At 71.2% G+C, this 19,283-nt stretch carries 15 protein-coding genes, 1 tRNA gene and 1 pseudogene; 15 read left to right on the forward strand and 2 right to left on the reverse strand.

Annotation, left to right across the window (positions count from 1 at the left end):
- Positions 1-100: 100 nt before the first annotated feature.
- The 4 genes from PKF00_RS35335 (at position 101) to PKF00_RS35350 (ending at position 8,607) form a co-directional block, all read left to right on the forward strand.
- Entirely contained in the window at positions 101-2,278 is a 2,178-nt protein-coding gene (locus tag PKF00_RS35335) for an ATP-binding protein (RefSeq protein ID WP_271222066.1), read from the forward strand.
- Positions 2,279-2,357: 79 nt separating this feature from the next.
- Complete coding sequence (locus PKF00_RS35340; protein ID WP_271222067.1) at positions 2,358-4,400, forward strand: ATP-binding protein; 2,043 nt, start codon at positions 2,358-2,360, stop codon at positions 4,398-4,400.
- Between the two features lie 32 nt (positions 4,401-4,432).
- Positions 4,433-6,343: an ATP-binding protein gene (locus PKF00_RS35345; RefSeq protein ID WP_271222068.1), complete on the forward strand. Its 1,911-nt coding sequence runs from the start codon at positions 4,433-4,435 to the stop codon at positions 6,341-6,343.
- A gap of 65 nt (positions 6,344-6,408) precedes the next feature.
- Complete coding sequence (locus PKF00_RS35350) at positions 6,409-8,607, forward strand: ATP-binding protein (RefSeq protein ID WP_271222069.1); 2,199 nt, start codon at positions 6,409-6,411, stop codon at positions 8,605-8,607.
- Between the two features lie 282 nt (positions 8,608-8,889).
- Here PKF00_RS35350 and PKF00_RS35355 read toward each other — a convergent pair.
- Both PKF00_RS35355 and PKF00_RS35360 read right to left on the reverse strand, forming a co-directional pair.
- Positions 8,890-9,909 (reverse strand): annotated as a pseudogene (locus PKF00_RS35355) (adenosine deaminase); the annotation flags it as partial.
- Between the two features lie 250 nt (positions 9,910-10,159).
- Complete coding sequence (locus PKF00_RS35360; RefSeq protein ID WP_271222070.1) at positions 10,160-11,365, reverse strand: pyridoxal phosphate-dependent aminotransferase; 1,206 nt, start codon at positions 11,363-11,365, stop codon at positions 10,160-10,162.
- Between the two features lie 271 nt (positions 11,366-11,636).
- Here PKF00_RS35360 and PKF00_RS35365 point away from each other — a divergent pair.
- The 11 genes from PKF00_RS35365 to PKF00_RS35415 form a co-directional block, all read left to right on the forward strand.
- Positions 11,637-11,709: transfer RNA gene (locus PKF00_RS35365), tRNA-Trp, on the forward strand.
- A 75-nt stretch (positions 11,710-11,784) separates the two neighbouring features.
- Complete coding sequence (gene secE / locus PKF00_RS35370; RefSeq protein ID WP_271222071.1) at positions 11,785-12,033, forward strand: preprotein translocase subunit SecE; 249 nt, start codon at positions 11,785-11,787, stop codon at positions 12,031-12,033.
- Positions 12,034-12,098: 65 nt separating this feature from the next.
- On the forward strand, positions 12,099-12,947 hold the full coding sequence (nusG, locus tag PKF00_RS35375) for a transcription termination/antitermination protein NusG (RefSeq protein WP_271222072.1): 849 nt from the start codon (positions 12,099-12,101) through the stop codon (positions 12,945-12,947).
- A 115-nt stretch (positions 12,948-13,062) separates the two neighbouring features.
- Positions 13,063-13,494, forward strand: a complete 432-nt coding sequence (gene rplK, locus PKF00_RS35380) for a 50S ribosomal protein L11 (RefSeq protein ID WP_012887815.1) — start codon at positions 13,063-13,065, stop codon at positions 13,492-13,494.
- Between the two features lie 181 nt (positions 13,495-13,675).
- Positions 13,676-14,389, forward strand: coding sequence for a 50S ribosomal protein L1 (rplA, locus tag PKF00_RS35385; protein ID WP_271222073.1), 714 nt, complete (start codon positions 13,676-13,678; stop codon positions 14,387-14,389).
- A gap of 163 nt (positions 14,390-14,552) precedes the next feature.
- Entirely contained in the window at positions 14,553-15,407 is an 855-nt protein-coding gene (locus PKF00_RS35390) for an SCO4651 family lipoprotein (protein ID WP_271222074.1), read from the forward strand.
- 290 nt (positions 15,408-15,697) lie between these two features.
- Positions 15,698-16,222 (forward strand): 50S ribosomal protein L10, encoded by a 525-nt coding sequence (gene rplJ / locus PKF00_RS35395; RefSeq protein WP_271222075.1) that lies wholly within the window; start codon positions 15,698-15,700, stop codon positions 16,220-16,222.
- Positions 16,223-16,306: 84 nt separating this feature from the next.
- On the forward strand, positions 16,307-16,699 hold the full coding sequence (rplL, locus tag PKF00_RS35400) for a 50S ribosomal protein L7/L12 (RefSeq protein WP_271222076.1): 393 nt from the start codon (positions 16,307-16,309) through the stop codon (positions 16,697-16,699).
- An 882-nt stretch (positions 16,700-17,581) separates the two neighbouring features.
- Positions 17,582-18,091 (forward strand): Rv1363c family protein, encoded by a 510-nt coding sequence (locus tag PKF00_RS35405; RefSeq protein ID WP_271222077.1) that lies wholly within the window; start codon positions 17,582-17,584, stop codon positions 18,089-18,091.
- On the forward strand, positions 18,088-18,603 hold the full coding sequence (locus PKF00_RS35410; RefSeq protein WP_271222078.1) for an Rv1363c family protein: 516 nt from the start codon (positions 18,088-18,090) through the stop codon (positions 18,601-18,603). The genes PKF00_RS35405 and PKF00_RS35410 overlap by 4 nt, the downstream gene beginning before the upstream one ends.
- Before the next feature lie 443 nt (positions 18,604-19,046).
- The coding region (locus PKF00_RS35415) for a hypothetical protein (RefSeq protein ID WP_271222079.1) at positions 19,047-19,283 on the forward strand (237 nt) is incomplete at its 3' end.

Raw genomic sequence — 19,283 nt, forward strand, 5'->3', positions numbered from 1 at the left:
GAAACCGTGGGGACCACGGCTAGGGACAGGCAAAGAGTCTAGTAGGGCTTCTCCGAGAGCGACCCCCAAACCGCCCGTGGCGTCCTAGCATGGCACCCGCATGGAAACTGCCTTCGTCGGCCGTCGCGCAGAGACGGCACAGGTGATCCGGCTGCTGCGCGAGTCGCGCCTGGTCACGCTCACCGGGCTGGGCGGCGTCGGGAAGACGCGCCTGGCGCGCCGGGTCGTCGAGGAGATCTCACAGGAGTTCCCCGGCGGTTGCTGGCAGGTCGAGCTGGCCTGCCTGACCGATCCGCACCTGCTGCCCGGGACCGTCGCCGACAGCGTGGGCGTCGCCGACCAGTCCGCCCGCCCCCCGCAGGAGCTCCTGGCCGACTGGCTGAGCCCGCGCAGGGCGCTGCTCATGCTCGACAGCTGCGAGCACCTGGTCGACGCGGTGGCCTCGCTGGCCGACACCCTGCTGCGCGCCGCGCCCGGCCTCAGGGTGCTGGCCACGGGCCGTCAGCCGCTGGGCGTGTCGGGCGAGCACGTCTATCCCGTCCCGACGCTCCCGCTCGACGACGCGGTGGCGTTGCTGCGCGAGCGCGCGGGCCTCACAGAAGGCCTCACGGACGACCCGGCGGCGAGCAGGGCGGTGGACACGGCGGCGGGCACGGCGGTGGACCCGGCGGTGGACACGGACGGCATGGCCGAGCTCTGCGAAAGACTCGACTGCGTCCCGCTGGCGATCGAGCTGGCGGCCGTACGGCTGCGCACCACGTCGCCGGAGCGGCTCATCCGGGAGCTGGGCGACCGCTACCGGCTGCTGGGCGGCGACGGTGAGGGCGGCGACGGCGAGGGGAACGGCGCGGTGGGCGGCGGGAACGCCGACAGGCGCGGGGACATGGCCGCCGTGCGGCACGGGTCGCTGCGCGCGGCCGTCGGCTGGAGCCACGAGCTGTGCACTCCCGCGGAGCGGCTCCTGTGGGCCAGGCTCTCCGTGTTCGCCTCCGGCTTCGACCTCGAGGCCGCCGAACAGGTCTGCGCGGGCGGGCCGCTCCCCGCCGCGCTGGTGCTCGAGGCGCTGACCGGGCTGGTCGAGAAGTCGCTCGTGCAGCGGGAGGAGCACCCGACCGGCGTACGGCTGCGCATGCTGGACACCGTCAGGGAGTTCGGCGCCGAGTGGCTGCGCAGACTGGGCGAGACCGACGCGGTCAGGGGTCGTCACCGTGATCACTACCTCGCTCTGGCCAGGCGGTGCGCCGTCGAGTGGCCGGGGCGGCAGGTGGAGTGGTACGGCCGCATGCGGGCCGAGCGGCGCAACTTCCGCAAGGTGTTCGAGCTATGCCTGGCCGATCCCGGGTGGTCGCGGACGGCCCTGGACCTGGCGGGGTCCCTGTGGTTCCTGTGGGTCTGCTGCGGCATGGCGCGCGAGGGACGCCACCACCTGGAGGACGCCCTGCGGTCGGACTCCAGGCCCGGCCCGGAACGGACCAGGGCGCTGTGGGTCTGCGCCTGGGTCGCCGTCCTCCAGGGCGACCTCACCACCGCGCGGGAACGGATCGCCCGCTGCAGGGCGGAGGACTTCGACGGGGCGGCCGCCGGGTACGTCGCCCAGATCGAGGGGCTCCTCGCCCTGATGCGCAGGGAGTTCTCCCAGGCGGCCGAGCTGCTCGAGGAGGCCGTCGCCCGGCACGCCGCGGAGGGCGACCTGCTGTCGGGGCTGCTGCCCTCCCACACGCTGGCCGCCCTGAGTCAGCTCGCGGCGGGCAGGCCGGAGGAGACCGGCAGGATCCTCGCGCGGGGGCAGGCGCTCTGCGAGGCGTACGGGGAGCAGTGGAACCGCGCCCAGATGGAGTACGTCCTCGCCTGGGCCGAGCACGCCAAGGGGCGGGTCCGGGGGGCGCTCAGGCACGCCAGGGCCGCGCTCGCCGGGGCGCGGCTCTTCGAGGACCTGCTGCTGACGGTCGCCTGCGTCGAGCTGGCCGCCTGGGCCGCGGCGTCGGGAACCCCCGCCGCCCCCGACACGGCGGCGACGGCGGAGACACGGAGACCGGCGGCGACGGCCCTGAGGACGGCGGGCGGCGCGGCGCTGCTCCTGGGGGCGGCCCAGGCCGTCTGGGACTCCTCCGGGCTGCCGCAGTTCAGCTCCCCGATTTTCATCGTCGTCAGGCAGCGGGCCGTCACCCGGGCCGTCGAGGTTCTCGGCGGTGCAGAATTCGATACCCGCTTCGCCGAGGGGAAGGTCCTTGACCTGCGCGTTGCCGTGAAATATGTACTGGAGGAGAAGATCCCGTAACCGGTGCTGTCAGATCTCACCGGGTCTGCCGCCGGTTCCGTGGTTGGCTTGCCACCTCACGCGGAGGGGCGAGGAATCGGTGGCGGAGACGCGGATACGTCGGGACAACGTCCCGGCGGAGACGAGCAGCCTCGTCGGGCGGGAAGCCGAACTCGACGAGCTCGCCGTGCTGGTCGGCCGGTCCCCCCTGGTGACCCTCACCGGAGTGGCGGGGGTGGGCAAGTCCAGGCTCGCCGTCAGGACCGCGGCCCGGCTCCGTGACTCCTTCAGCGACGGGGTGTGGGTCGTCGAGCTGTCCGGGGAGCAGAACGGCAGCCTGATCGGCCACACCATCGCCGCGGTGCTCGGCCTGAGGGAGCAGGCGGTGCGGCCCCAGGCCGAGGTGCTCGCCGACTTCCTCGCCGACAAGCGGCTGCTTCTGGTCCTGGACACCTGCGACCACCTGATCGACGCGTGCGCCGCGCTGCTGCGCCGGATCCTGTCCGACGCCCCCCACGCCAGGGTGCTCGCCACCAGCCGCCAGCCGCTCGGCCTGCCGGGGGAGCGGCTCATGCCGATCGAGCCGTTCGCCGTGCCCGAGGGCGCGGAGGCCGCCACGTCCGCGGCGGTGCGGCTGTTCACCGAGCGGGCCAACGCGCTGGTGCCCGACGTCGTCCTCGACCCGCAGCAGGTCGCCGAGGTCTGCCGCAGGCTCGACGGCATCCCGCTCGCCATCGAGCTCGCCGCGCGGCGGCTGCGGGCGCTGTCGGTCCCGCAGGTCGCCGAACGGCTCGACGACCGTTTCGCGCTGCTCGTCGGCGGGAGCCGTACCCCGCTGGGACGCCACCAGACCATGCGCACCGCGGTCGGCTGGAGCCACGAGCTGTGCACCGCCGCCGAGCGCCTGCTCTGGGCGCGGCTCTCGATCTTCGCGGGCGGTTTCGACGCCGACGACGCGTGGGCCGTCTGCGCGGACGGGCGGCTCGCCGCGCTTCCGCTGTCCCGGCTGGTGGACAAGTCGATCCTGGTGGCCGAGGGGTCGCGCTACCGGATGCTCGGCACGATCCGCGACTACGGCAGGGAGTGGCTGCGCCGCCTGGGCGAGGAGGAGATGATGGCCGCGCGCCACCGCGGGCACTACCTGGCGCGGGCCCGCAGGGCCGAGGCCGAGTGGTACGGCCCGCGGCAGGCGCAGTGGGCGGACTGGGCCCGCAGGACCATGCCCGACCTGGAGGCCGCCCTCGCCAACGACGACGGCTTCGACCTGGTCACCGCGCTCTGGTTCGTCTGGTGCTGTCTCGGCGGGGTGAGCCTCGGACGCCGCCACCTGGAGCGGATGCTGGACACGCACGCCGATCCCGGCCCCGCCCGCACCAAGGCCCTGTGGGTCTGCGCGTGGGCGGCGCTGGCCGCGGGCGACACGGCCGCCGCGGGGCGCAGGGCCGAGGAGGCCTACGCGGCGGCGATGGCGGAGGGCGACCTGGTCGCCGCGGGATGCGCCAGGCAGAACGCCGCGGCGACCGCTCTCCTCCTCGGCGACCCCGACGAGGCCGCGCGCCTGGCGGCCGAGTCCGCCGGGCTGTTCGAGGAGGCGGTCCGCGGGCGGCGCGTCCACATCGGGCTGCCCGTCGCCGAGATGACGCTGGCGATGGCGCACAGCCTCAGGGGCGAGTTCGACCTGGCCGTCGAGGTCCTCACCCGGCAGTGGGCCAGGTGTGCCGAACGGGGCGAGCTGTGGGCGCGTTCGTACGGTGACCACGTGCGTTCCCACGCCGAGCTGGGCAGGGGGAAGGTCGACGCCGCCGAGGCCTACGCGCGCGCCGCGCTGGAGGTGAAGTGGCGTCTCGGCGACGCGCTCGGCGCGGCCATGGCGATGGACCAGCTCGCCGCGACCGCCGCGGCGCGCGGAGACGGGCGCAGGGCCGCCTGCCTGCTCGGCGCGGCCTGGCGGATGTGGACGACCTCCGGCCTTCCCGAGCTGGGGGCGTCCCCGTACGCGACCCCTCGGGAGCGCACCGAACGGCAGGCGAGGGCACTGGTCGGCGACATCGTGTACGAACGCGCGTTCGACGGGGGAATGGTTCTGGATTTGGACGCGACTGTCGCGCGGATCCGGGACACCGAGGGCTTCGATCACCTTTAGCATGAATGCGCATGCCGCGAGGAGACTGTGGGATGAGCGCGTTCGTCGGTAGGCGCGGCGAGGCCGCCGAGATCACGGCCCTGCTCGAGCAGGTGCGGCTCGTCACCCTGTCCGGCGTCGGCGGTGTGGGCAAGACCCGGCTCGGCCTCGAGCTCGCCAGGACGATCGCCCCCGGGGCCGCGGTCGTCGACGTCGCCGAGGTCGACGGGCCGCAGGCGCTGGCCCCCGCCGTCCTGGACGCCCTGGCCGCGTCCACCGGGTCCCTGCTCGTGCTGGACACCTGCGAGGCCCTGGTCGAGGAGGTCGCCTCGCTGGTGAGCGAACTGCTCACCGCCGACCCCGTGCTCCGCGTCCTGGCGATCGGCCGGCAGTCGCTCGCCGTCCCCGGCGAGCACCTGCGGGTGCTGACCGGCCTGCCCGCCGAGGACGCGTGCGCGCTGCTCGCGGACCTGACCGGCGCGTGGCTTCCCGAGGTGTGTGACAGGCTGGACGGCCTTCCCCTGGCGATCGAGCTGGCCGCGGCGCGGCTGCGCACGATGCCCGTCACGGACTTCCTGGCCGGGCTGGACGACCGCTTCGGCCTCCTCGTGGACGAGGACAGGCGGGGCCCGTCCCGGCACAGGGCGCTGGCCACCTGCGTCGGCTGGAGCCACCAGCTGTGCACGACCGGGGAACGACTGTTCTGGGCGCGGGCCTCGGCGTTCGCGGGGGAGTTCGACCTCGAGGCGGTGACCTACGTCTGCCAGGACGAGACCCTCGGCGTGGAGGACATGGTCGACGTGGTCGCGGGCCTGGTCGACAAGTCCGTGCTGCTGCGCCGTGAGACCCCGGCGGGGGTCCGGTTCCTGATGCTCGACGCCACGCGCGAGTTCGGCGCGGGATGGCTCGCCCTGCTCAGGCAGGAGGACGAGATACGGCTCCGCCACCACGACTTCTACCTCCGCCTCGCCCGCCGCGCGGAGGCGGAGTGGCCGCGGCTCCAGGTGCGCTGGCACCGCAGGCTGCGCCTTGAGGCCGCGAACCTCCGGCTGGCGCTCGAGACCGGCATGGACGTCGGGACGGCCCTGGACCTGGCCGGGACGCTCTGGCCCCTGTGGGTGTGCTGCGGCTTCCACGAGGAGGGGCGCGGTCACCTCGACAGGGCGCTGACCCTGGACCGGGCGACGGGGCCCGCGCGCACCAGGGCGCTGTGGGTGTGCGCGTGGGTCGCCACCCTCCAGGGAGACCTGCGGGGGGCGGAGGAGCGGCTGTCGGAGTGCCGGGCGGGGGACCCGGGGGGCCACGCGACGCCGTACGTCGAGCAGCTCGCCGCGCAGGTCGCGGCCCGGCGCGCCGAGACCGCCGACGCCGTGCCGCTCATCCAGGAGGCCCGCGACCGCTGCGCGGGCCGTGTCCTGCCGCTCCTGCCCGTGCTGCTGCCCGGCTACACCGTCGTGGCCGCCTCCCTGCTGGCCGTGGGGGACGTGGACGCCGCCGTCGAGGTCCTCGCCGACGGTCTGGAGCTCTGCGAGGCGTGCGAGGAACTCTGGACCCGCTCCCACCTGTGCCACCTCCGCGCCCAGGCGGACTGCCTGCGCGGCGACGTCGCCGCCGCGGGGGAGCACGCCCGGGAGGCGCTGCGGACCGCCCGCCTCTTCGACGACAGGGCGGCTCAGGCGGCCGGGGTCGAACTGCTCGGCGTGCTGGCGGTCGCCGATCGCCGGGTCGAGGAGGGCGCGGCGCTGCTGGCGGCGGCGGGGGAGGCCTGGGGGAAGCTCGAGGGCGAGCACCCGCGTTCGCCCGTTCTCGCCTCGATCAGCGCCTCCGCCGCGTTCGTCGTCGAACGCCTGAGCCCGGGAGATCTCTGCGCGCGCGGGGAGAAGTTCGACCTCGAAACGGCGGTGAGTATTGCACTCGGGGAGAGGGAAACCCCACCGGGAGGCGGTCGGCTGACCCGTTCGTGACCCTGGCGGAGTGCGATGTGCGCCGAGTGCGACGCGCGCTGAGTGGGTGGAAGGAGCGCGAAGCGTTGGAAACCAGACCGTGGTGGCGCGGGAACCTCCCCGCGGAGACGAGCAGCCTCATCGGCCGTGAGACCGAGGTCGGGCAACTGCTCAAGCTCCTGACCGAGACCCCGCTGGTCACGGTCACCGGCGCCGGAGGCGTCGGCAAGTCGCGGATCGCCGTCAGGGCCGCCGAGCAGTGCCACGGCTCGTGCCCCGACGGCGCATGGCTGGTCCGGCTGTCCGGCGAGCGCGACGGCGACCTGCTCGCCCACGTCGTCGCGGCCGTGCTGGGACTGTGCGAGGAGTCGCCCAGGCCCCAGGTCGAGGCGCTCGTGGAGTTTCTCACCGGCAGGAGTCTGCTGCTGCTCCTGGACGCCTGCGAGCATCTCACGACCGCCTGCCGGGCCCTCGTCACCGACATCCTGGCCGGCGCGCCGGGGGTGCGGATCATCGTGACCTCCCGGCAGGCGCTCGGGCTGCCTCAGGAGGCGCTGCTGCCCGTCGAGCCGTTCGAGGCGCCCGCGCCGGGGCTTGGGCCCGTGCCGGCGGCCGACGACGCGCTCAGGCTCTTCCTCGACCGCGCGGGGGCCGTACGTCGCCCCCAGGGCGCTCAGGAGGGCCCTGAGACGGGCGCTGAGACGGGCGCTGAGACGGGCGCTGAGACGGGCGTTGAGACAGGCACTGAGGCGGGCACCGAGACAGGGGCCGAGACAGGGGCCGAGACGGGCGCTGGAGTGGACGACGCCGCGCCGGGGGCGGGCGCGGAGACGGAGACGGCGCTGAGGGCGGCCGCGAGGATCTGCAGGCGGCTCGACGGCATCCCGCTCGCCATCGAACTGGCCGCGGGATGGCTCAGGGACCTGCCGGTCGAGCGGCTCGCCGACCGTCTGGAACGACGCTTCGAGGAGCTGTTCACCGGCCTGACGCCGATCCCCCGGCACCAGACCGTGCGCGCGGCCCTGAGCTGGAGCCACGAGCTGTGCGGCCCGGGGGAACGGCTGCTGTGGGCGCGCCTGTCGGTCTTCCCGGGGAGCTTCGACGCCGAGGCCGCCCTGTGGGTCTGCGGGGACGAGCACCTGCCCGACGTGCCGGGCCTGCTGGTCCACCTGGTCGAGAGGGCGCTGCTCGTCCGGGTCCCCGGCGGCTACCGGCAGCCGGACACGGTCAGGGAGTACGGAGGGGAGCGGCTCCTCGGCCTCGGCGACGAGGCCAGGCTGGTCCTGCGGCACCGCTGCTACCACCTCGACCTCGCCCGCAGGGCGGACGCGGCCTGGTACGGCCCACGGCAGGAGGAGTGGGCGGCCAGGCTGAACTTCTCGCTCACCGACCTCCGCCTCGCCCTCGCCTCCCCCTCGACCCCGCTGTCCGTCGAGCTCGCCGGGACGCTCTGGATCCTGTGGCTGTGCCTCGGCCGGTCACGGGAGGGCCGCCACCACATGAGACGGGCGATCGACGCCGCCCCCGTCACCGACCCCGCGCTGCCCAGGCTCCTGTGGGCCGACGGCTGCGTGGCCCTCGCCCAGGGAGACCTGGAGTACGGCCGCCGCAGGATCGAGGCGGCGCTGCCCGCCGCCCTCGGCTGGGACGACCACGCGGCGGCGGGACACGCCCGGCTCAGGCTCGCGGGGAGTTCGCTGCTCGCCGGGAACCTCGACGAGGTCGAGCCCGACGTCGAACGCGCCCGGGAGCACTTCGGGACGGCGGGCGGCGCGACCGTCGGCGAGCCGCTCGCCCTGGTGATCCTCGCCATGGCGGCCATCTGGCGCGGCGACTTCACCGGGGCCGTCTCCGCCCTCGAGGAGATGCGGAGGCTCTGCGACGCGCGCGGCGAGCGCTGGGCCCGCGCCTGCGGCGACTACGTGCTCTCCGTCGCCCAGCTGGGCCTCGGCCGGGTGGCGGAGGCGACCGCGGCGGCCAGGAGGTCACTGGAGGTCAAGTGGCGTTTCCGCGACGCGAGCGGCGTGGTGCTGGCCGTGGACCAACTCGCCGTGATCGCCGCGATCCAGGGGGACGGCCGTCGCGCCGCCAGGCTCCAGGGGACGGGAACGCGACTTTCCGCGCTCTTCGGACTGCGCAGACCCGCCCCGGAGGGCATGTCCGAGCCCGGAGCGGTCGCCGAGCGCACGGCCAGGCAACTGCTCGGCGACGACGTCTACGACGCGCTGTTCGCCGAGGGCCACGACGACGACCCCGGCTCCGCCGTCGCCTACGCCCTCGGCTGACCGTCAGGACGCGCGGAGGCGTCTTCGCACCCACCGGCTCTACCGGCTCCGCGGGGCTCCCCGATCCGTCCGGTCCGCCGTACCCGTACGGCTCTCCGCGTCCGCGCGGCTCTCCGCGCCCGTCTGGTTCTCCGTGTCCGTCCGGTCTCGCGTGTCCGTCCGGTCCGCCGCGCCCGTACGACTCTCCGTGTCCGTACGGCTCTCCGTGCCGGTCCGGTCCGCCGCGCTCGACCGGCTCTCCGGAAGCGCCGGCTCCCTCGTGCCCGCCGGGCTCTCCACGGCGGGGTCGGGGGAGGCCAGCCATTCGTCGATCTCCCTGAGGAGCTCCTTGCGCACGCTCTCGGGGGCGGCCGACGCCCTGATCGACTGCCGGGCGAGTTCGGCCAGCTCGGCGTCGCGGAAGCCGTACACGTGTCTCGCCAGCTCGTACTGGGGCAGCAGCCGCGCGCCGAACAGCAGCGGGTCGTCCGCGCCGAGCGCGATGGGCACTCCCGCCTCGAACAGCCGCCGCAACGGCACGTCCTCGGCCCGCTCCGCGACCCCGAGCCCGACGTTGGAGGTCGGGCAGACCTCACACGCGATCTGCCGGTCCGCGAGGCGCTCCATCAGCCGCGGCGACTCGGCCGCCCGCACGCCGTGCCCGACCCGGTCCGCGCCCAGAGCGTCCACGCACTCGGCCACGCTCGCCGCGCCCAGCAACTCCCCGCCGTGCGGCACGGCCAGCAGCCCCGCCCGCCTGGCCAGCCTGAAGGCTCCGTCGAAGTCACGGGCCCGGCCTCTGCGCTCGTCGTTGGAGAGCCCGAACCCGACCACGCCCTGGTCCATGTGGTGGGAGGCGAGGCGGGCGAGCGTCTTGGCGTCCAGGGGGTGCCGGGTCCGGTTGGCGGCGACCACGACCGCGACCCCGACGCCCGCGTGGGCGGCGGCCCCGCGCGCGGCGTCCAGCATCAGCTCCAGGGTCGAGGTGAGTCCGCCGAACCGGTGGGCGTACCCGGAGGGGTCCACCTGGATCTCCAGCCAGCGCGAGCCCTCCGCCGCCTCGTCCTCGGCGGCCTCCCGCAACAGCCGGTAGACGTCCTCGGGGCGCTGCAGGACCGTCCGCGCGATGTCGTAGAGCCGTTGGAAGCGGAACCAGCCGCGCTCGTCCGTCGCCCGCAGCCGGGGAGGCCAGTCCTCCTCGAGGGCGTCCGGCAGGTGCAGCCCCTGCTCCCTGGCGAGCTCGATCAGGGTGGTGTGCCGCATCGAGCCGGTGAAGTGCAGATGCAGGTGGGCCTTTGGCAGGTCGGTGAGCGGGCGTGGCATTTCCATATGGTGCCGTACGCCGGGCGCTCCTTGGTGCGGTACGCCGTGCCCGCCGCGGTCGTTCTCCCGGCCGACTCGCGGTCAAGGCTCTTCGAAGCGCCCCTGAGACCCCGCGAGGACGCCGGTTCGGGGATCCGGGACGGCGGCCGCACACGACGGCCGCACACGACGGCCGCACACGACGGCCGCACACGACGGCCGCACACGGCCGTGACGGCCGGGGCCCGCCGGTTCCGCGGCAGGGCGCGCCCTAGTGGGTCTGGCCCAGGAACTTGGCCACCCGGCTGACGCCCTCGACGAGGTCGTCGTCGCCGAGCGCGTAGGACAGGCGGAAGTAACCGGGGGTGCCGAAGGCCTCGCCGGGGACGAGGGCGACCTCTGCCTCCTCGAGGATCAGCTCGGCGAGCTCGGCGGACGTCTCGGGACGCCTGCCGCCGAAGTCCTTGCCCAGCAGCTCCTTGACCGACGGGTAGGCGTAGAAGGCGCCCTTCGGCTCGGGGCAGAGCACACCCGGGATCTCGTTGAGCATGCGGACCATGGTCTGGCGGCGGCGGTCGAAGGCCTCACGCATCTTCGCCACGGCGGACAGGTCGCCGGAGACCGCGGCCAGGGCCGCGATCTGGGCGACGTTCGAGACGTTGGACGTGGCGTGCGACTGCAGGTTGGTCGCGGCCTTGACGACGTCCTTCGGGCCGATCAGCCAGCCGACGCGCCAGCCGGTCATGGCGTAGGTCTTGGCGACGCCGTTCAGGACGACGACCTTGTCGGCCAGCTCGGGGACGACGGTCGCGATGCTGGCGAAGGTCGCGTCGCCGTACGTGAGGTGCTCGTAGATCTCGTCGGTGACCACCCACAGGTCGTGCTCGGCCGCCCAGCGGCCGATCGCCTCGACCTGCTCGGGGGTGTACACCGCGCCGGTCGGGTTGGACGGCGAGACGAACAGCAGGACCTTGGTGCGCTCGGTGCGGGCCGCCTCGAGCTGCTCGACGCTCGCGAGGTAACCGGTGGTCTCGTCGGTCACGACGTCGACCTGGACGCCGCCCGCGAGCTTGATGGCCTCGGGGTAGGTCGTCCAGTACGGGGCGACGACCAGCACCTCGTCGCCCGGGTCGAGCAGCGTGGCGAAGGCCTCGTAGACGGCCTGCTTGCCGCCGTTGGTGACCAGGACCTGGGCCGCGTCGACCTGGTAGCCGGAGTCGCGCAGCGTCTTCGCCGCGATGGCCTCCTTCAGCTCGGGCAGGCCGCCCGCGGGGGTGTACTTGTGGAACCTGGGGTTGCGGCACGCCTCGACGGCCGCCTCGACGATGTAGTCGGGAGTCGGGAAGTCCGGCTCGCCCGCGCCGAAGCCGATGACCGGGCGGCCCGCCGCCTTCATGGCCTTGGCCTTGGCGTCCACGGCGAGCGTGGCGGACTCGGAGATGGCGGAGATGCGCGCTGAGATGCGAGGACGGGTCATGCCTCCATGGTTACAGACCTGTGCCGTCGCCGCCGCCCCGCCTCCGTGATCGGCATTCGTGATCGGCCCGCGTGATTTCCCCGCCGCCTCGCGGGCAAGTGCCGCAAGCGACAGAAACAGGCAGTGACCTGGGCGATCACCTGCCGGTTCGACGTAGGGGCCATTCCCCCGTAGACTTCGGCAGGTCTCACCGCCACGTGCGTGAATCGGCGGTCAGACAGTGAGCCACGGACAAACTTCGGTCCAACCGATGTATGGTGGTTCATGTCTTAGGGCACTAGCGCAATTGGTAGCGCACCGGTCTCCAAAACCGGCGGTTGGGGGTTCGAGTCCCTCGTGCCCTGCGAGGAGCGGTCCGCGCATCAGGGCGTCTAGCGCGCCGCAGACATGCGTTGGACTCGACGGAGCAGGTGAGGACTGTGGCGATCGACACGCGCGGCGAAACCGCAGACAAGCCGAGCGGTGAGAAGAAGGCCAAGCGCACTTCTCCCGCCCTCTTCTATCGGCAGGTCGTTGCTGAACTTCGCAAGGTCATCTGGCCCACGCGCAAGGACCTTATTTCCTATACCACGATCGTCCTGATCTTCGTTCTGGTCATGGTCGGAATCGTGTCCGCGCTCGACGCGGTGCTCACCGAAGGTGTGCTGCGGATCTTCGGCGGAGCCTGAGCCGGCATCCGGCGGATCGCCCCCCGTAATTTCATCAGCCCATCGACGAAAGAGAATGAGCCACCGTGTCCGAGTCTTCACAGCCGGCCGGCGAGTCCCGCGAAAAGCGGACTGACGAGCCGGAAGAGGTCGTCGACGTCGCGGAGGACTCGCTCGACGAGTCCGACGAGTTCGACGCCGACGCCGACACCGAGACCGATGAGGTCGCGGCCGGCGGCGTCGACGAGGACGACGACGAGGACGACGAGGAAGAGACCGACGAGGACGAGGAGTCCGAGGAGGCCTTCGCCGGACAGGTCGACGAGGACGGTGACGTCCTCCCCGACGTCGATCCGGTCGAGGAGTTCAAGCGTCAGCTGCGCAGTCAGTTCGGCGAGTGGTACGTCATCCACTCCTACGCGGGCTACGAGAACCGCGTGAAGTCGAACATCGAGACGCGCACGCAGTCCCTCAACATGGAGGACTACATCTTCCAGGTCGAGGTGCCCACCCACCACGTGACCGAGGTCAAGAGCGGCAAGCGCCAGCTGGTCAAGGAGCGGGTGCTGCCCGGCTACGTGCTGGTCCGGATGGAGCTCACCGACGAGTCCTGGTCCGCGGTGCGCAACACGCCCGGTGTGACCGGCTTCGTGGGCCTGTCCAACAAGCCGAGCCCGCTGAGCCTCGACGAGGTGGCCAAGCTGCTGGCCCCCGAGCCCTCCGAAGAGGTCAAGAAGTCGACCACCAAGGTCTCGACCGCGACCGTCGACTTCGAGGTCGGCGAGTCCGTCACGGTCATGGACGGCCCCTTCGCCACCCTGCCCGCCACGGTCAGCGAGATCAGCGCCGAGTCGCAGAAGCTCAAGGTGCTGGTTTCGATCTTCGGTCGCGAGACCCCCGTCGAGCTCTCGTTCAACCAGGTCTCGAAGATCTGAGCGATCGCATAACCTAAGACGTTCGGTGGCCGTGTCTCGCGAAGCACGGCCTTCCGACATGCTCCCCGTGTCTGCGTGGGAGCCGCATCACCCCGATTAGGACCCGGAGAGAACCATGCCTCCTAAGAAGAAGATCGCGGCACTGGTCAAGGTCCAGCTTCCCGCTGGCCAGGCCACGCCCGCTCCGCCGGTCGGTACCGCCCTCGGTCCGCACGGCGTCAACATCATGGACTTCGTCAAGCAGTACAACGCTGCCACCGAGGCCCAGCGCGGCAACATCATCCCCGTTGAGATCACCATCTTCGAGGACCGCACCTTCACCTTCGTCACGAAGACGCCTCCGGCGCCTGAGCTGATCAAGAAGGCCGCCGGTGTGGCGAAGGGCTCGCCCGTCCCGCAGAAGGACAAGGTCGGCAAGCTCACCAAGGAGCAGCTGCGCCAGATCGCCGAGACCAAGATGCAGGACCTCAACGCCAACGACATCGAGGCGGCCGAGAAGATCATCGCCGGCACCGCCCGGTCGATGGGCATCACGATCGCCGACTGACGGACGCGGCGACCGGCTCTGAAGGCCGGCCGTGTGGACGCGACGACGTCCACGGGGCCGGGCGGTGCCGGAGAACGGCGGGTGCGCCGACGAACGCGCCCATCACCACAACGTCGAAGTAAGTGGAGGGGCCAGGCGCTGGCCCACACCACGAGCACTCGGATTCAACAGGAGTGAGCAAGTGAAGCGCAGCAAGGGATACCGCGCCGCGGAAGCCCAGATCGACAACGCGAACCTGTACAGCCCGGTCGAGGCCGCCAAGCTGGCCAAGGGGACCAACGTCGCCAAGTTCGACGCCACCGTCGAGGTCGCCCTGCGTCTGGGTGTCGACCCCCGCAAGGCGGACCAGATGGTGCGCGGCACCGTCAACCTCCCGCACGGCACCGGTAAGACCGCCCGGGTCCTGGTCTTCGCGACCGGTGACCGTGCCGAGGAGGCCCGCGCCGCGGGCGCCGACATCGTGGGCGCCGACGACCTGATCGACGAGGTCGCCAAGGGCCGCCTCGACTTCGACGCCGTCGTCGCCACCCCGGACCTCATGGGCAAGGTCGGCCGCCTGGGCCGCGTGCTCGGCCCGCGTGGTCTGATGCCGAACCCCAAGACCGGCACCGTGACCCCGGCCGTCGGCAAGGCCGTCACCGACATCAAGGGCGGCAAGATCGAGTTCCGTGTCGACCGGCACGCGAACCTGCACTTCATCATCGGCAAGGTGTCGTTCGACGATCGTCAGCTCGTCGAGAACTACGCCGCCGCCCTCGAGGAGGTGCTGCGTCTCAAGCCGTCCGCGGCCAAGGGTCGTTACCTGAAGAAGGTCACCTTCACCACGTCCATGGGCCCGGGCATCCCGGTCGACCCGAACGTGACGCGGGCGATGACCGCGGAGCTCGACGCCTGAGACATCTGAGACGTCCTGAATAGCAGACGTCTTCTCGGGAAGGCCTCAACCGAATGGCCATTCGGTTGAGGCCTTTCTTCGTTCTTCCGGAGGACGCGTGTGGCGATCTCCCGGCGTAGGGTCATAAACAAGTCCATCGGGGGACACGAAGGAGTGAAGACGAATGCGCCGATTGGCTCCCGCACTGACACTGGGAGCGGCCGTGCTGGTCGCGGTCACGGGATGCGGTGCGCAGAGCACCGGTTCCCTCGGAAACGTCAAGCTGGCCGCCGCCGAGGCGGTGCAGCAGAGCGCGCAGAGGGCCGGGGAGGTCACTTCCTACTCCGCGGACCTCGTGCTCGACGCCACTGATGGAGACAAGGGCGCCGGCAAGGTTCAGGGCACCCTGGTGTACCAGAGCAAGCCCCAGCTGGCGACCGACGTCACGCTGAGCACGATCGATCTCGGCGGGCAGAAGGTGCCCGGCGGAGCGAGGGTGATCCTCACCGGCGAAACGGTCTACGTGAAGTCGGAGCTGCTCAACAAGTTCGCCGGCACGACGAAGCCGTGGGCCAAGGCTTCGCTCTCCGACCTCGACGCCCAGGGCCAGGCGGGCGTCAGGGACTTCCTCACCCAGGCCCAGCAGTTCGACCTGGCCGGGACGGTCAAGTTGCTGACCGCGTCGAAGGACGTCAAGGCGGTCGGCACCGAGACGGTCGGCGGGGTCGAGACCACGCACTACAGCGGCACCTTCCCGGTGGCCGAGGCCGCGCAGGTCATCGACCCGGCCAAGCGGGAGCAGCTCGAGCAGCGGCTCTCGCAGGTGAAGGACGTGAAGTTCGACCTGTGGGCCGACGCCGAGAGCCTGCCCCGCAAGGTGACGCTCAGCGGCGCCGAGCAGGGCTCCTCGTTCAACCTGGTCACGTCCTTCAGGGGCTTCAACGAGCCCGTGACGATTTCGGCCCCGCCCGCCGACCAGGTGGGCGACCTGCCGAAGCACCCCGGTGGAGAGCTGCCGCAGAACTCCGGCGGAAACTGACACCCGTTCACGGCCCGTGTTCCCGGCAGACCGACCTGCCGGGAACACGGGCCGTGGCATGTGATTTGGCGTTCGCCCCGCAAAGGGCGTACGCTGTCAACGCCGAAGACCGCCGGTCGTTGTCAGGGCTCATGGCCTGACGACTTAAGGTTCCACGCAGTGGACGACCCGCGTAGGTGTGATGTGAGTTTTCATTAGGATTAACCTCCTCATGTGAGCCCCGTGCGCCTGCGCCCGGGGCTTGTTCGCGTCTGTGGGCTCTTGCCGGCGGCACATCTGGAAGGAGGCCCATGGCGAAGGCGGAAAAGGCAACGGCTGTAGCCGAGCTGAAGAGCAGCTTCGAAGGCTCCAGCGCTGCCGTTCTGACCGAGTACCGCGGTCTCACCGTCGCTCAGCTCAAGCAGCTGCGCGTTTCCCTCGGTGAGAATGCGAAGTTCGCCGTGGTGAAGAACACGCTGACCAAGATCGCGGCCAACGAGGCCGGGATCAGCGAGCTCGACGACCTGCTCGCGGGTCCGTCGGCGATCGCGTTCGTCAAGGGCGACGTGGTCGAGGCCGCCAAGAGTCTGCGTGACTTCGCCAAGGCCAATCCCCTCCTGGTCATCAAGGGCGGTGTCGTCGACGGCAAGTCGATGAACCCGGCCGAGATCAGCAAGCTTGCCGACCTCGAGTCGCGTGAGGTTCTCCTCGCGAAGCTGGCCGGCGCTCTGAAGGCGAAGCAGGGCCACGCGGCCGCCGTCTTCAACGCGCTGCCCACCAACATGGCTCAGCTGGCCGAGGCTCTGCGTGCGAAGCGCGAAGAGGCCGGCGAGTAGGTCCGCGCGAGCGGGCGCAGGGGATTAGCGCACACGTACCGCGGTCCCAGTTCTTAGTTTTTTGATTCATACGGAGGAACCACTATGGCGAAGCTCAGCACCGACGAGCTGCTCGAGGCCTTCAAGGAGATGACCCTCCTTGAGCTGTCCGACTTCGTGAAGCTCTTCGAGGACACCTTCGACGTCAAGGCCGCCGCCCCGGTCGCCGTCGCCGCGGCTCCGGCCGGCGGCGGTGCCGCCGCCGCCGAGGAGGTGGAGGAGCAGGACGAGTTCGACGTCGTCCTCGAGGCCGCCGGTGACAAGAAGATCCAGGTCATCAAGGAGATCCGCGCCCTGACGAGCCTGGGCCTCAAGGAGGCCAAGGACCTCGTTGACGGCGCTCCCAAGCCCGTCTTCGACGGCAAGGTCAACAAGGAGCAGGCGGAGAAGGCCAAGGCCGCCCTCGAGGCCGCCGGCGCCACCGTCACCGTCAAGTAACTCACTTGGCGTAAAGCCTCATCGGAAAGAGCGGGTCCACCAGGTGCCGGTGGCCCGCTCTTTCTGCGTTCTCCCCCCGGTGTTCTCCTCCCGGTTGTTCGCCGCGGAGTTCTCACTCCGTCGTTCTCCGTGTGGTTCCCGCGCTGTGTCCTCCGCGCCTTTCCGTGGTTTCTCACGCCTTTTTCCTCCTTCTCGGCCCGGCGGCCTTCTGCGGTCTCCGCCCGGTTGTCTCCTGCTCGCGCCGCGCCCTGTCGCCTCCCGCTCCGGCCTCGCCTCGCCGTCGCCGCGCCCTTCCGGGCGTCCGCCGTGCCGCCTCTCTCGCGCCGCCCTTCGCGCCGCGCCCTCCGGCAGGAGCCCGCGGGCGGCTTCCTGGCGAGGCCGGTCACAGGTTCGGTGATTTGCGACACTGTGTGTGATTTATGGCTATAAAGCCCCATAAGGGCCGTTGGGGGCGGCGAGCCCCGGTGTGGCCGTCAAAGAGCCCGGGGATCCTCTCGGGGCTCGTGGGTCCGTCCTGGGCGCGCGGAGGGCCCGTCGTCCCCGTCGGCCCCCGGGCGTCGCCGGGAGCTCGCCTTGCGGGGCTTGTGCCCGCTCGTCGGCGGGTGTCTTCAACCGTCGTCACGACCGGTGGATCGGTGGCGGATGGCCCTGGTCACCGCGAGATCGGTGGCGCCGCTCGGCGGAGGCCGCGAGATCGGCGGCCGAGGCCCGAACCGCCGGTCTCCGTGGGCGTGGACAACTCCGGGATAGGGTCCCCAAAGGCCTCCATGACGATCCGTTTGGCGGGTTATGATCCGGCGATCGGGGAGCTTTCGGTCTGGACGGTCGACGCCACGTGGTCACCGGTCCATGGGCCGGCGGACCTGCGATGGGAGAGAGCGCATGGGGGTGAACGCTGCTCGGCGGACTCACCCGCTGAAGATCGTCGGGCTGCTGCTGGTCCTGTTGGTCGTGGCGCTGCTGGCCGCGGCCTTCTGGCTGTGCGAGGCGTTGCGCGCCGCCCAGGCGGCGGCGGACGACCGTGAGGCGGCGATGCGGGCGGCCGGGGCGCACGCCCTCGACCTGCTCTCGGTCGGCCACAAGACCGTGGACGCCGACATCAAGCGCATCCTGGACACCTCGACCGGGGCGGCGCGGGCGGAGTACACCAGGACCGTCGGGACGCTCAAGGAGACGACCGTCAAGAACAAGGTTCTCCAGACGGGCGCGCTGCGCGCCTCGGGTCTCGTCTCCCTCAAGGGCGACACCGCCCAGGTGATGGTGGTCGGAGACGCGGTGATCCGCTGGGAGGGGAGCGAACAGGCCCCGCAGGAGCGGTTCTACCAGTGGAACATGGAAGTGACCAGGGTCGGGGCCTCCTGGCTCGTGTCGAAGGCGGAGCTGGTCCTGTGACGCGCGTCTCCCTGCTGCTGGTCGGGGTGCTGACCGCCCTGGCGCTCTCGCTCGCGGCCGTGGTCGTGATCATGTCCGTCGACCTGAACCGGCTGCGTTCCGACGAGGCCGCCGGGCAGGAGGCCCTCGCGACCGCCCGCTCGGTCGCCGCCGACATGCTGTCGTACGACTACCGTACTATCGAACAGGATTTCGCAAGGGCGCGTGGTTACACCACGGGCAACCTCAGCCAGTACTACCGGCAGCTCACCACGAGCCTGGTGCCGACGGCCAGGAAGCAGCGGACCGTCCAGCAGGCCACGGTGGCCGGGGCGGCGGTCGAGTCGGCGGGTTCCGACCGGGCGGAGGTGTTGCTGTTCGTGAGCATGAGCACGGTGCGGACCCTTCCCGGGGACAAGCAGCCCCGGCGACAGGTCAGGCAGAACCGGGCCCGTCTGGTCATGGTCAAACAAGACTCTCACTGGCTGGTCTCCGAGCTGTCCACGCTGCTCGGAAACCCTCCGCCCGGCTAGTCGGCGTGGCGCTTCATTCAATTGTTATCAAAGTCTGTGTTTGGGGCTGGTTTGGTCCCGGGTAGATCAGCCATGGCAGTGTCGACCGTCAGTCGCTCGTCGGCTGGCGGCCGATCGGCCGCGTGACGCAGCGTCAGCCTCCCCAGGTCATGGGCTCGACCTGGATTCAGGGGTGTGCGCAGGTCACACGATGGGCAAACTCCCAGCGTCTCGGCTGTTCCTTGGCTGAAATGTCGGCTCGCGGGCTTGACGTTTCGGCTCTGACGGGCGATGCTGCGACCAACGTGGAGCGTGCAGCGAGAGTGAAGTGGACAGGTGTATGCCGTTCGGCTACACTGCCCCTTTGCGCTGCCCTTTGACGACCCGCTTCTTTTGGTGCTCCGATGCATGGTCGTCTGGCGTGCGTGTAGTCAGTCCGCCGCGAGCCCTCGGAAGGACATCTGTTGGCAGCCTCGCGCAACGCCTCCGCCGTACCCGCTGGTCCCCGTCGTGTGTCTTTCGCACGAATTCAGGAGCCGCTCGAAGTTCCTGACCTTCTCGCCCTGCAGACCGAGTCCTTCGACTGGCTGCTCGGCAACGAGAAGTGGAAGGGGCGGGTCGAGGCGGCTCGCCAGGCCGGGCGCAAGGACGTTCCGGCCCAGTCGGGCCTCGAAGAGATCTTCGAGGAGATCAGTCCCATC

Source organism: Streptosporangium carneum, assembly GCF_027922005.1.
GTDB classification, from domain to species: Bacteria; Actinomycetota; Actinomycetes; order Streptosporangiales; family Streptosporangiaceae; genus Streptosporangium; species Streptosporangium carneum.